Origin of the sequence: Paenibacillus sp. UNC499MF (genome assembly GCF_900107975.1) — a bacterium.
In the GTDB taxonomy this organism is placed as follows: Bacteria; Bacillota; Bacilli; order Paenibacillales; family NBRC-103111; genus Paenibacillus_F.
The window spans coordinates 77,178-90,007 of sequence record NZ_FNVF01000002.1 but is presented as its reverse complement, the minus strand read 5'-3'; the positions used below and the strand labels follow the sequence as shown (position 1 = coordinate 90,007).

General features: G+C 55.1%; 15 protein-coding genes and 1 other annotated feature. Of the genes, 6 read left to right on the top strand and 9 right to left on the bottom strand.

Annotated features, from left to right (window positions below):
- Nucleotide 1: 1 nt before the first annotated feature.
- The 5 genes from rpmI to C4S74_RS05535 form a co-directional block, all read right to left on the bottom strand.
- On the bottom strand, nucleotides 2-202 hold the full coding sequence (gene rpmI / locus C4S74_RS05550) for a 50S ribosomal protein L35 (RefSeq protein ID WP_009672104.1): 201 nt from the start codon (nucleotides 200-202) through the stop codon (nucleotides 2-4).
- A gap of 60 nt (nucleotides 203-262) precedes the next feature.
- Nucleotides 263-763, bottom strand: a complete 501-nt coding sequence (gene infC / locus C4S74_RS05545; protein ID WP_103994364.1) for a translation initiation factor IF-3 — start codon at nucleotides 761-763, stop codon at nucleotides 263-265.
- Nucleotides 764-816: 53 nt separating this feature from the next.
- Nucleotides 817-954: a sequence feature (ribosomal protein L20 leader region), on the bottom strand.
- A gap of 85 nt (nucleotides 955-1,039) precedes the next feature.
- A complete protein-coding gene (locus tag C4S74_RS05540) occupies nucleotides 1,040-2,095 on the bottom strand; it encodes a glycosyltransferase family 2 protein (RefSeq protein WP_258042397.1) in 1,056 nt (351 codons plus the stop codon).
- A 22-nt stretch (nucleotides 2,096-2,117) separates the two neighbouring features.
- Nucleotides 2,118-2,414 carry a hypothetical protein gene (locus C4S74_RS26930; RefSeq protein WP_258042396.1) on the bottom strand — a complete coding sequence of 99 codons (297 nt, stop codon included), beginning with the start codon at nucleotides 2,412-2,414 and terminating at the stop codon, nucleotides 2,118-2,120.
- Nucleotides 2,415-2,681: 267 nt separating this feature from the next.
- A complete protein-coding gene (locus C4S74_RS05535) occupies nucleotides 2,682-3,854 on the bottom strand; it encodes a glycosyltransferase family 1 protein (RefSeq protein ID WP_103994362.1) in 1,173 nt (390 codons plus the stop codon).
- A gap of 342 nt (nucleotides 3,855-4,196) precedes the next feature.
- Between C4S74_RS05535 and C4S74_RS05530 the strand changes: the two genes are divergently transcribed.
- Nucleotides 4,197-4,724: a phosphatase PAP2 family protein gene (locus tag C4S74_RS05530; protein ID WP_103994361.1), complete on the top strand. Its 528-nt coding sequence runs from the start codon at nucleotides 4,197-4,199 to the stop codon at nucleotides 4,722-4,724.
- A gap of 55 nt (nucleotides 4,725-4,779) precedes the next feature.
- Nucleotides 4,780-5,916, top strand: coding sequence for a glycosyltransferase (locus tag C4S74_RS05525; protein ID WP_103994360.1), 1,137 nt, complete (start codon nucleotides 4,780-4,782; stop codon nucleotides 5,914-5,916).
- Here the strand turns inward: C4S74_RS05525 and trmB are convergent.
- The 3 genes from trmB to C4S74_RS05510 form a co-directional block, all read right to left on the bottom strand.
- Entirely contained in the window at nucleotides 5,913-6,644 is a 732-nt protein-coding gene (gene trmB, locus C4S74_RS05520) for a tRNA (guanosine(46)-N7)-methyltransferase TrmB (RefSeq protein WP_103994359.1), read from the bottom strand. The genes C4S74_RS05525 and trmB overlap by 4 nt on opposite strands.
- A 165-nt stretch (nucleotides 6,645-6,809) precedes the next feature.
- On the bottom strand, nucleotides 6,810-6,995 hold the full coding sequence (locus C4S74_RS05515; RefSeq protein WP_103994358.1) for a hypothetical protein: 186 nt from the start codon (nucleotides 6,993-6,995) through the stop codon (nucleotides 6,810-6,812).
- A 130-nt stretch (nucleotides 6,996-7,125) separates the two neighbouring features.
- Entirely contained in the window at nucleotides 7,126-7,686 is a 561-nt protein-coding gene (locus C4S74_RS05510; RefSeq protein ID WP_103994357.1) for a WGxxGxxG family protein, read from the bottom strand.
- 159 nt (nucleotides 7,687-7,845) lie between these two features.
- Here C4S74_RS05510 and C4S74_RS05505 point away from each other — a divergent pair, with 159 nt between their 5' ends.
- The 3 genes from C4S74_RS05505 to C4S74_RS05495 are packed head-to-tail and all read left to right on the top strand — an operon-like array spanning nucleotide 7,846 to nucleotide 10,394.
- Nucleotides 7,846-8,814 (top strand): TIGR01212 family radical SAM protein, encoded by a 969-nt coding sequence (locus tag C4S74_RS05505; RefSeq protein WP_103994356.1) that lies wholly within the window; start codon nucleotides 7,846-7,848, stop codon nucleotides 8,812-8,814.
- Nucleotides 8,815-8,826: 12 nt separating this feature from the next.
- A complete protein-coding gene (locus C4S74_RS05500) occupies nucleotides 8,827-9,432 on the top strand; it encodes a class I SAM-dependent methyltransferase (protein ID WP_103994355.1) in 606 nt (201 codons plus the stop codon).
- Nucleotides 9,429-10,394 carry a type I phosphomannose isomerase catalytic subunit gene (locus C4S74_RS05495; RefSeq protein WP_103994354.1) on the top strand — a complete coding sequence of 322 codons (966 nt, stop codon included), beginning with the start codon at nucleotides 9,429-9,431 and terminating at the stop codon, nucleotides 10,392-10,394. Before C4S74_RS05500 ends, C4S74_RS05495 begins: the two co-directional genes overlap by 4 nt.
- Nucleotides 10,395-10,552: 158 nt before the next feature.
- Here C4S74_RS05495 and C4S74_RS05490 read toward each other — a convergent pair whose 3' ends face one another.
- Nucleotides 10,553-11,362, bottom strand: a complete 810-nt coding sequence (locus tag C4S74_RS05490; RefSeq protein WP_103994353.1) for a Cof-type HAD-IIB family hydrolase — start codon at nucleotides 11,360-11,362, stop codon at nucleotides 10,553-10,555.
- Between the two features lie 235 nt (nucleotides 11,363-11,597).
- On the opposite strand from C4S74_RS05490, the gene C4S74_RS05485 reads away from it, so the two are divergent.
- A complete protein-coding gene (locus C4S74_RS05485) occupies nucleotides 11,598-12,575 on the top strand; it encodes a LacI family DNA-binding transcriptional regulator (protein ID WP_103994352.1) in 978 nt (325 codons plus the stop codon).
- Nucleotides 12,576-12,830 lie beyond the last annotated feature (255 nt).

Here is a 12,830-nt window from a genome sequence, read left to right as displayed (position 1 = left end):
ATTACTTAATTTGTGCAAGACCTTGCTTCAGGCGTCTAACGTCGCCAGGAGCCATAACCGGGTTTGTAGCGAGTACGCGCTTTTGACGGCCGGATTTGCCGCTGAGCAGGTGGTTTCTGTAAGCTTTGTATCTTTTCACTTTACCGGTACCGGTAATTTTAAAACGGCCTTTCAAGCTGCTGTGGGTTTTCATCTTAGGCATCTGGAAGTCCTCCTCAAATAAAATTCATAGGCAGGGCGCGTGTAGCACGCGCCCAGAAATTTAGGTTGTTGCTTTCGGTGTCAAGATCATGATCATGCTGCGGCCTTCAAGCTTAGGAGCGCGCTCCATGCTGGAGATCTCCTCGGTTTCGGTCGCAAGACGCAGCAGGACTTTTCTGCCGTTCTCGGCGTGAGCGATCTCACGGCCGCGGAAACGGACGGAAGCCTTCACTTTGTCACCGTCATTCAAAAATTTAACCGCATTGCGCAGCTTCGTTTGGAAATCATGTTCGTCGATCGTAGCGCTCAGGCGAATTTCTTTGATGTCCACGATTTTCTGGTTCTTGCGGGCTTCTTTTTCTTTCTTCTGCATCTCGTAACGGTATTTCCCATAGTCCATGATGCGGCATACCGGCGGTTTAGCCGTTGGCGCTACGTTCACCAGATCCAAGTTGGCGTCAACCGCCATTTGGAGCGCTTCACGAATCGGTTTAATGCCGAGCTGTTCGCTGTCGGGCCCGATCAAACGGACTTCTTTCGCGCGAATCTCATCGTTAACCATGTGATCTTTACTAATATTCTCCACCTCCAACCATTGTTTCCAAGCTTGTTGCAAGGACATAAAAAAGGGATGCAGGCTAACAGCCCACATCCCCACGGTTCGTTTACACAAAAACAAAACGTTGATGTTATTTCATCGTAACCAGCCGACGGAATCGGTCAGGTGAGAAGCGGGCGCCTCTTCTTTCACAAATATGCAGTTATGCAATCACTCGTACTACTTTATCATACCCAAGAAGACAAGTCAACTTGATTCTGTTGCACTCTCCGGTAAAAGTCAGCTGACCTGTTTGCTCTGCACTTCTTCCAGGCGGATAACACGCGTATGCTTCGTATGGCTCCACTGCTTGTTGTTCTGCGTGAAGAACGCGTATACGGTAATCGGCCACCAGGACAGCATGAAGATCGGATAAGCGATAAGGTACTTGTACGTTTTGCCGGACGCCTTCTCGATAAACAGCGAGATCGGCAGCATCACATAAATCGAGATGGCCAGGACGTTGACAATCGGAGCCAATTCGTACAAATTCATATCCGTTCCGCCCGGTACAATGGCTTTGATCCAGATCGCCACGCTAAGGATGGAACCGAAGAAATAGTTATATACGTTAGCCGAATAGAAAGCGGCGTCGATTTTGGTCCAGCTGCGCTCCTTGAGTCCCTGCCACAAAAGCGGGAACAGGTAGCGGCGGCAGACGTCGAAGTGTCCCTGCATCCAGCGCAGGCGCTGTTTGACGGACGCTCTGAACGTCAGCGGCTTCTCGTCGTAAACTTTCGCATAATAGTTCATCGTCGGCTTGACGCCGAGCTTGACGCAGCGCATCGAAAACTCCAGGTCTTCGACGAGGCTCGTCGCGCCCCAGCCGATCTGCTTCAGCAGGTTCGACTCGAAGCACATGCCTGTACCGCCAAGATAGTTGGCGAGGCCCAGATTCGAACGCGGAACCTGCCAGAAGCGGTTCGCGAAATAATACGAGATGGCGTAGGAAGCCGTAACCCAGGAATCGTTCGGATTCTTGGTGTCCAGATACGCCTGGATGACTTTGGAGCCGCTGCACAGGTCGTCGTTCATGTGACGCAGGTAATCGTGGCCGACGAGGTTGTCGGCGTCGAACATCACGACGGCGTCATACTGGCGCGGACGATTCCACAGCTCTTTGAGCATCCATTCGATGGCGTATCCCTTGCCTCGCAGATTCGGGTTGTTGCGCTCGCACGCATACAGTCCGTGACTGCGGACAATATCGGCCGTACTGTCCGTACAGTTGTCGCAAATGACGAAAACATCGTACAGCTCTTTCGGATAATCGAGCTGCTTTAAGTTCTCAAGCAAGGCCCCTACTACTTCTTCTTCGTTATGCGCCGCTACCAGAACTGCGAATGATTTCTGCGGCGGATGCTGCGTTTTCTTTTTCGGGCGCTTCCAGCCAAAGAATGTTAGAAACAACTGATAAGCCCCGAATAACACCAATACAATTTGCAAGACCAGCAAAATTGTATCCAGCATCGTAAACCCCCCTTTTAATGTTCACAACAAAGTCTGTTTTTATATTTATCGCTTTGTATGTAACCCATTTTGTTCCACTTGAAGCCAATGTAATCATTTTTTGTAGAAGCCAATACAATCGTTCTTGATTGTGACGGGTTTCCATGCTTTTGTCAAAACCCTATTAATGGACTATTTGGTCGGTTCGAACATTTTAGCGCGAAAAGACCCCAGTAAAGTAATCGGCGCTCGTTCTCGTGTGCGATTGCGGCTTCTTCCCCCGGTTTTCTAATCTTTTGTGACTTTGGCCTCTATAAAACCTCAAATTTGCGCACCCGTTTTTGTTTTTATTTTCCGGTGTGCGGGCCGTCTGCTCCATTATAATCGAGCCGCAGGACCAAAACAACTTGGACGGACTGTCCCGGCGGGGCGCTTATTTCACGATGCCTGCCGCCCTGCGCGCCGCAAAGCCTGCGTCTCCGGCCGCCTCCCTATAACTTTCGTAGAGAGTTTCGAAAATTGAGTCCCAACTCCTGGTAAGCGCGTACGACCGGCCCTCGAACGCCAGTTTTCGACGGAGTTCGGGGGCTTCGTAAAGCCTTTGCACCGCTGCGGAGAATGCGGACGCGTCGTCGGGCGGACAAAGCAGGCCGGTATACCCATGCCTGACGTTATCCGCCACTCCGCCCGCGTTCACCCCGACGACGGCCGTTCCCGACGCCATCGCTTCAAGCACCACGTTGCCGAACGTTTCCGAAGCGGACGGGAACACGAATACGTCGGCGGCCGCGTAAAGCTCCGCCAGCTCCCTGCCCTCCACGAAGCCGCAAAAGCGGACGTCCGGGTAGGGTGCCAGCCGATTCTCCAGTTCCGCGCGCATGGGGCCGTCTCCCGCAAGAATCAGCGCGCACTGCGCGCGGAAAGTTTCCGGAAGATTGGCGAAGGCGCGGACCAGCGTATCCAAACCTTTTTCGGGCGCGAGGCGTCCTACATAAAGTAATACGAATTTGCCGGGCAAAAGGTTGTGCTTGCGCAAAACTTTTCGCCTATCCGTATGAGGGCGGAACTGGACCGTATCGATGCCCCGCCCCCACAATTCGATACCTGTCAGCCCTTTTGTATGGAGTATATTACCGGTTGAGGGCGAGGGTACATATATCTTTACACAGTTTTGGTGAAACCAAAGCAGATATTTCCAGAGCATCGGTTCCATCCATTGGAGGCGGTAATGCGCCAAATACTGGTCGAAATGCGTGTGATAGGAGGCGACAAGAGGAATCCGGTGCTTCTTTCCGTAATGGAGGCCGGTCAGGCCGAGGTTAAAGGGCGTCGCGAGATGGATGAGGGTCGGCCGGAATTCCTTGAGCATCCTGCCGATCAGCAGGGGATTGGGTATCGCCATTCTGCAATCCGGATACAATGAGAACGGAATGCTGTAAAATCGTTCCACACTCCGGATGCCCGGGACGCCTCCTTCCCCGGACTCGGGCGCAAACACGCTGCACGCCGCACCGCGGGATTCCAGGTACCGGACCCAGCGTCCCAGTGTTTTGGCGGCACCGTTCACATCGGGAAGAAACGTATCCGTAAACAACGCGACTCTCATCAGACAGCCCTCCGTTTTTCACAGCTCGGATGAATCCCCCCGGAAGCCGCAGGACACTGCGCTCCAAAGGAGTTTCTCATCTCGATTGTATAGGGCGATTGTTAAGGAGAGAGCTTTGAAAAGTCATAACCCGGTTAATAACTTGTAAATATCCGGCAGCACCTCCGTTGATACTGCGCTAACAAAATGCTTTTATACTGAAGGTGTCCGAGGGAATTCCTCGTCAAAATAAGAAACGAATAAACTCCATGAAAAATTAAACCTTTCTTAAGAATTAGCACTCGTTCTCGTTAAGAAATTACAGGTACACTACCGTTAGCTATCAGGGAAGGAGGCATCATCATGAGCAAAGTCGTTCATTGGATGCACCGGCACGAAACACGCATGTTTCTCTACGTCAACCAGCGGTTCCGGCACACCATACTGGACGGAATCCTCGGTACGCTTACTCATCTCGGCGGAGCTACGGCGACCATTGCGATTACGCTGCTCCTTTCCCTGTTCGGAAAAGGGGTCTGGCAGACTGCCGGCATTCAGGCGCTCGCCGCCCTTGCGGTCAGCCACATTCCGGTAGCCGTCGTCAAAAGGCTGTATCCCCGCAGACGTCCGTATCTCGTTGTGCCCAATACGAGAACCGGCCGGAATCCCCTGCAGGACCACAGCTTTCCGTCCGGCCATACGACCGCCATCTTCTCTGTAATCGTCCCGTTCGTGGCTCATATGCCCGCTCTCGGTTTTGTCCTAATTCCGCTTGCCCTGCTCATCGCCCTGTCACGCATGTATCTCGGGCTTCATTATCCGAGCGACTGTCTGGCCGGAGCGGTAATCGGCTCTGGAGCGGCTGCTGCCTCCGTTGCGCTGTGGCCTTAAATTGAGTATGGTAAGGATATGGAAATTAATGGATGCGAAGGAAAGGTGACTAGACTTGCGCAAAAAAAGAGTACTGCTGTTATCTGAAGGCTTCGGTGCCGGACATACCCAGGCCGCTTACGCCCTTTCCGAAAATATGCGGCAGCTGTATCCAGGCATCCAGACGCGTGTTCTGGAACTGGGCGCTTTCCTTCACCCGACGCTAGCCAGATGGATTTTTTCCGCCTATCGCAAAGCGCTCCACTCCCAGCCGAAATTATACGGAAAGCTTTATCGCTTCCAATACAAAAAATCGTTGAATCCCATTACACAAATGGCGCTCCACCGGATCTTTTACGCCCAGACGGCCCAGATCATCACCCAGCTGCGTCCCGACGCTATCGTCTGCACGCATCCGTTCCCGAGCATCGTCGTTTCCCGTCTGAAGAGAGCCGGGCTGTCCGTGCCTTTGTGCACGGTCATAACGGATTACGACGTGCACGGCACCTGGATTTCGCCGGAAGTGAACAAATATCTCGTGTCATCCGACAAAGTCAAGACCAAGCTGCTCCACCGCGGAGTAGACGGCGGCAAGATCGAGATCACCGGCATCCCGGTGCATCCCGGTTTCCGCCAGCCTCACGACAAGGCGGAAATCCGCCGCCGGTTCGGGCTGGCTTCCATCCCGACGGTACTGGTCATGGGAGGCGGCTGGGGACTCATCGGGGATGACGCTGTTCTTGACGAAATGCTCCGCTGGCGCGACCGGGTGCAGCTTATTTTCTGCTTCGGAAGCAATCAGAAGGCCTTAGCGAAATGCCAGGAAGACCCGCGCTTCCTTCATCCTCATGTAAAGCTTCTCGGCTTTACGAACGAAGTCGACAAGCTGATGGAAATTTCGGATCTGCTGGTGACCAAACCCGGAGGCATGACCTGTACGGAAGGTTTGGCTAAAGGCATTCCGATGCTTTTCCACAAGCCTATACCGGGGCAGGAAGAAGAAAACCTTATCTTCTTTACGGAAAACGGCTTCGGGGAATCCATTTTGTCGGAAGAAACGATCCGCTTATGGTTCAAAGGTTTATCGGAACGAGGCGGCGAAATGCGGCGGATGCGGGAAGATATCCGGGAAAGCTGCCGCAATATGTTCCAAACGGACTATTCTCAAGTCATCATGACGCTTATACACAAAGAAGAACAGCAGTCCGTCTAGGACTGCTGTTCTTCTTTCAGGCGCTCCACGTGCTCTGCAAGCGCCCGGGACCCGAGCACCACTTCTACGCGGTGTATATTCATGCCCTGTTTGGCAAACTTTGTTTCGTATTCCGTCATGACGTGATCCGGATTGAATCCTTCCTCGAAGCCGCCGTGCAGATCAAGGGAAATGTTCCGCATTCTCAAATCCATGTCCGCAAAAGAATTCAGCGAGAATTCGAACAAGGATCTGGAATCGGTTTTGAAATGAATTTCGCCGCGCTCGTTAAGCGCGTGTTTGTATTTATGAACGAACCCCGCATGGGTCAGACGGCGTCTGGCATGTTTCTTCTTGGGCCACGGATCGCTGAAGTTCAGATAAATCCGCTCCAGCTCGTTCTCGTCGAACACTTCTTCCAGCCGTTCGATGTTGAACAGCGCCAGCCGGATATTGTCCAGCGACACATCCACGGCGGTCTCGTCAATGCCGTGAGCGATCCGGACTTTCTCGCTGGCTCTGCGGATCAGTTCATCGTACATATCTACTCCGATGAAGTTAATGCCGGGATTGCGCCGGCTCATTTCACTGATGAACTGGCCTTTGCCCATCCCGAGTTCCACATGAATCGGATTGCCGTTCCCGAACACTTCAGCCCATTTTCCTTTATATAAAGCCGGTTCCAGAACAATGAGATCGCGCTGCTTCTCGATTGCTTCCCGGATGCCTTTTCTTCCTCTTAAACGCATTGCTTACCTCCCCTAATCCTTATCCGGTCCCCTCGGTCAATCCCTGCGGGCTCACGGAAACATGCTTCAAATAATAGACGATTCCCTAAGAAAATGCAAAGGAAAATAAGCATCCGGCAAGCGTCGGAAATGTTAAAAATCAACGGATCTATCCGGCCGGAAACGTCAGCGGTCAAACAAAACCGCCTCCACTTCACGGCGCACCTTGCGGCGCGCTTCGGCAGCGGCCCGGATGTCGTAAGCGAAATTTGCGGTGCCGGCCAGGATCATGGCTTCTTTCGGCGTAAGCTCCAGCGTGATTTCTGCCGTTTCCTGTTCCTCATGGTTTTCCCTTCGGCTCAGAGTCAGCATTTCTTCTCACCTCCCGGTCAATGAATGAAAAATTTCTACAAACTATATCGGACTGCCTGGATGCCGGGAGACAGAGGGAAAGGACATCTCCGAAAGAGATGCCCTTCTGCTTCCCGTACATTTCCGTGGATTAACGGTTGCGGATTTCGTTTTCCTTTTTGTTGCGGCCGCCCAGACCGGCCAGACCGACCAGACCGAGAAGACCGAGCCATCCCCAGTCCATATCGTTGCGGGTCGTTCCGTACGTACGGTATGTGGACGTGTCATAAGCACCGCGGTTGTTCGTACCTGTTGTGCTCATACGATCCATCATACGGTTGCCGTTGGTACCTGTCGTGCCGGTCGTGCCGTAAGTGCCCGTGTTGCCGTTGGTGCCTGTGCCGTAGGCGTTCACGCCGTTGGCCGCACCGTTGGCGGCACCGCTGACAGCTCCGCCCACACCGCCGGTTACTGCGCCGGCTGCACCGGATACGACACCGCGGCCGGTGTTGTAAGCCTGGTTAAGCTGGTTGCCGATCGTACCGTTCGGGTTCGTACCGTTCATGGTTGTCCCCGGAGTTGTCGTGCCGGTTGCCGTCGTGTTGGTCGTTCCTGTCGTCGAACCTGTACCCAGCGTGCTGGCGTGCGCGGCACCCACCGTAAGCATAGAAGTCAGGGCAACAGCAAGCGTAGCATAGCGAAGCTTTTTCATGGACAGTCCCCTTTCAAAGCAGTTGTTTTATTGCTCCCTTAGGATGTCCGCGCCGGGATGCTTTAAACGGGGTACATACTGGCAGAGGAAGGGGTGCATTCCCTTTTGTTTTGGGCTACAATAGGAAAAGTCAGATTTGAAAAAGGAGTACTAAACCTCATGAACGCAATTACAGCCGAGCCTCTCCTGTGGGGAGATAAACGGTTTCATACATGGAATTACGAAATGCGCCGCCAGTTCGGCGAGAAGGTTTTCAAAGTCATGCTGGACGCGGGTTTCACCTGCCCGAACAGGGACGGCAAAATCGCTACCGGAGGCTGCACGTTCTGCAGCGCGAGAGGATCAGGCGACTTTGCGGGAAGGCGCCGCGATGACCTGGTGACGCAGTTTAACACGATCCGGGACCGTCAGCACCAGAAATGGCCGGACGCCAAGTACATCGGCTATTTTCAAGCCTACACCAACACTTACGCGCCCGTGGATGAACTGCGTGAGTATTATGAAGTCATTCTTCAGCAGCCCGGTGTTGTAGGGCTGTCCATCGCTACGCGGCCGGACTGTCTGCCTGACGATGTCGTGGAATATTTGGCCGAGCTCAATGAGCGCACCTACCTTTGGGTCGAAATGGGCCTTCAGACTATTCACGAAAGCACGTCTACTCTCATTAACCGGGCCCATGATACGCAGTGCTACACGGAAGCTGTCGCGAAGCTGAGAAAACACAACATCCGGACGTGCGCGCATATTATTTACGGACTGCCGCAGGAAACGGATGAAATGATGATCGAGACCGGAAAAGCAGTCGCCGCCATGGACGTACAAGGCATCAAAATCCATCTGCTTCACCTGATGCGCAAAACGCCGATGGTAAAACAGTACGAAGCGGGCCTGCTGCGCTTTCTGGAACAGGATGAGTACATCAAGCTCATCGTCGATACGCTTGAGCTGCTCCCGCCGGAAATGATCGTACACCGGCTGACCGGCGATGCGCCGCGCGACCTGCTCATAGGCCCCATGTGGAGCCTGAAGAAATGGGAAGTGCTGAATGCAATTGACGCCGAGCTGAAGCGCCGGGATACTTGGCAGGGAAAGCTGTGGACGCCCGCAAACCCCGCCGGACAGGTTTAAGCGGAGGCCGCCATGGGATTTCTCTCCATATTGAGCTGCGCGCATAAATGGATCGAGGAACGTGTCCGCCCCGGCGATACGGTGATTGACGCCACCGTAGGCAACGGGGTGGACACCCTCTTCCTCGCCAGGCTCGTCGGCGGCGGTGGCCGCGTGTACGGCTTCGATATCCAGCCTCAGGCGCTGGAAACCGCCCGTACGCGGCTGGAACGCGAGCTGGCCGATACCGGCGGCGCGCAGCGGGTCTCGCTCCTGCTGCGCAGCCACGCCGAAATGGCGGCCGCCCTCCCGGACGACTGTATGGGACGGACGGCCGCCGTCATGTTCAACCTCGGGTATCTGCCCGGCGCAGATCCCGGGGTTATTACCGTGCCGGCTTCCACGCTGCCCGCGCTGGAAGCCGCGCTCCTTCTGCTGCGCGAAGGAGGCGTCCTAACCATCGCCCTGTATCCGGGGCACGATGGCGGCGCTTCCGAGGCACAGGCGGTCGAAAGCTGGGCCGCCGGACTTCCCCAGGAGAAGTGGAGCGTGCTCTGCTACCGGTTTATCAACAGTGCGGCACGGTCGCCTTACCTGATTGGTATAGAGAAAAAGAAACCGAGAGGAGTACTGAAATGAAACCTTACCCGATTCATTTTCAACCCGATTTTAAACACCGTGTATGGGGCGGCCGCGCCCTGGAGGAATTCGGCTATGAGATTCCCGAAGGCCATGTGGGAGAAGGCTGGATGATCGCGGATCATGCCAACGGCACCTCTACCGTTACGAATGGAGAATTGAAAGGGCTCGGCCTGGACGAAGTCCGGGAAAAGCTGGGCGCCGAATGGTTCGGCGCGAAAGGCGCTTCCGCCGGAAACGGTCGATTCCCTCTGCTCGTCAAGCTGCTTGACTGCAACGACGACTTGTCCGTGCAGGTTCATCCCGGCAATGACTACGAGAACCTGGCACAGGGCGAGCTCGGAAAAACCGAGATGTGGTACGTGCTGGATGCTAAGCCCGGAGCGAAGATCATCTACGGGCTGAAGGAAGGAATCACGCGTTCCGAATTCGAAGCCGCCGTACAAGAAGACCGCATTCTGGACACCATGATGTCCGTGGAAGCCGAGAAAGGCGACAGCTTCTATATTCCTTCGGGCACGGTCCATGCCCTGGGCTCCGGCGTTCTGGTAGCGGAAATCCAGCAAAACTCGGACACGACTTACCGCCTGTACGACTATAACCGCCCCGGACTCGACGGCAAGCCGCGGGAGCTTCATATCGAAGACTCGCTGAATGTCATCGGCTTCGGTAAGGCCGGCGCCACTTTTATGAAAACGATGGACGCCGCGCCGAACGAATGGCTGGAGCTGGCCGCTTCGCCTTATTTCGTGGTGGAAAAGGGCGTGGTAACCGCCCCCTGGAACCTGTCCACGACGCCGGAGAGCTTCACGCTGCTGATTGCCTGCGAAGGCAGCGGCTCGCTGGAATGGGCCGACGGCTCCCTCGCGATGAAGCCGGGCGACTGCTTCCTGCTGCCGGCCACGCTTGGCGGCTACACGCTCAGCGGCAGCCAGACGGTGCTGCGTTCCTACCTGCCATAAGCTAAGCCGTGCGTTAGGCTTCCAGCCTGCCGGCAAACCCCTGAGATTTGCATAAAAAAGCCTTCTTCCCTCCGTGCCGATCGCACGTGTAGGAAGAAGGCTTTTTAACGTTCGATGAAAACAAAACATACTATCTCGCACTTGGCCCTGGCCTAGGCTCAACGGGCATGCTCACCCAAAACTTCAAGAGCCTCCTCGGGAAGGAGCCCTACCCGGACAAGTCCCTTCAGGATGCCGTCTTCGGAGCACGAGTCCGTGACCAAATCGGCCGCGGCTTTCGCTTCCGGCGCCCCATTACCCATCGCGATTCCCTTTCCGACGCTGGTGAGCATCTGAATATCGTTCAGCCCGTCGCCGAAGGCGTAACAATTTTCGTTCGGAATGCCGACGGCTTGGAGCATCTCCTGAATGCCGATTGCTTTGGAGCTGCCTGCAGGCAGAACGTCAAGAGCATGCTCGTGCCAGCGGATGAACTGAAAATGCGGATACCGCTCGGCGTATATTTTTTCGGCCTCTGCATCGCAGAATAAATGTCCCTGAAATACCGCAGAATGTTTGTAAAACTCCGGATCGGCTTCCGGACACGGAAGCTTCAGGTTATCGTAGCTCTCCTTCACATGCGGATGCGAACTGCTTACGCGGGTCTCTGGGTGGCCGCAGTACGCCAGGGGATGGCCCTGCTCGTCCGCCGCCCGGACCAGTTCCGCAAGCTTCGCGGGATCCATCGGATTCGTATAAATTTCCCGGCCTTCGAAAAGGACATATTGTCCGTTAATGGATACGTAGGACGAAATGCCGAGTTCTTCTCTCACGTTTTTGAACATGGACGGTACGCGGCCGGTCGCTATGGCCGTATATACGCCCCGTTCCTGCAGCATTTTGACGGCTTTGCGGGTGGATGCGGGAATCTCTTTATTCTCATCCAGCAGTGTCCCGTCGATATCAAAAAATACGATAGCTCTCTCCATCTCTCTGTACCCCTTCCGGTATAAGTTCGTTAAAATTGTGCCGAGGTAACCAGGTCTTGAGCGGAAGCCTTCCGCCTCGTCCGTAACGCCCCTAAGGTTACGCCGGACGGAGTCGTGAAGGCTTGCAAATTAAGCGTAAGGTATGAAATGCTTTTCACGTCAAGTCACTCATCGTAAATTTTTGACGCGGACAATCGGGCTGGATTAAACTGAGGACAGAAAGGAGGCCGGACCTATGGCCAACATCAAGGATATTGCCAGGCTGGCCGGAGTCTCCGTAACGACCGTTTCCCGCGTGCTCAACGATCATCCTTACGTCAGCGAAGCCAAACGCGCGGCTGTACAGGAAGTCGTACACCGCCTTAACTATTCCCGCAATGTGAATGCGGTTCATCTCATTACCGGCAAAACGAACATGGTTGGGGTTGTCATCCCCTATCTTAATCTGCCCTACTTCAACAGCATTATGGAAGGCATCGCGCAAGAGGCGCTTGAAGCCAATGTGCATCTCCTCGTCAGTCAGACGAAGTACGGGGCGGATAAGGAAACCGAACTGCTGAACATGCTGAAAATCAAACAGATCGACGGCCTGCTGATCTGTTCCCGTTCTCTGGAATGGGAAGTCATCGAGGCTTACTCCCAGTTTGGGCCGATCATTGCCTGTGAATATATCGAGAGCGACCGGATCTCGTCCGTACATATCGACCATTACGGCAGTTTCCGGCTGGCCATGCAGCTTCTTCTGGAAAAAGGGCATACCCGGATCGGCTACTGCCTGGGACGGGGACACAGCTTCAACAGCCGGAACCGCCGCCGCGCTTTTTCCGACGCTCTCTCTTCGGCGGGTGTTCCCGTCCGGGAGGAATGGATGTTCTACCAGATCTACTCCATCGAAGACGGAGCGGAGGTAGTCCGCGGCATCCTGGACATGGACGAGCGTCCGACCGCCCTGCTTGTGGCGGGGGATCAGGTTGCCGCCGGCATCATCAGCGAGGCGGTCAGAAAAGGCCTCCGCGTACCGGAGGATCTGGCGATCGTCTCCTTCGACAACCATCCGATTTCGCAGCTTTTCGATATCACTACCATCGATAACCGGCTCGTCGAGATTGGGCGGACGGCCTTCTCCCTGCTGCTTAAGCGGCTGCAGGACCCCGCCAGCCCCGTGGAACACCGGGAGCTTCCTTTCCGCCTCATTGAACGCGCGACCGTGTAGCTGCGCTCGATGAGTTGGCGCGGGGCCGCATGCCGGGAGCGCGGCAGGCGGCGTCAAGGCGCCTCGGGCGAAGCTGCCGCAGTCCGGCCGCGGGAGGCTCCTGACGTCGGATACGCGATGCGATGTCCGGGAGCCGGCGGAAGGAACCGGGCGCGTCGTGACTGGCGAGCACTGGCGAGCACTGGCGAGCACTGGCGAGCACTGGCGAGCACTGGCGAGCACTGGCGAGCACTGGCGAGCACTGGCGAGCACTGG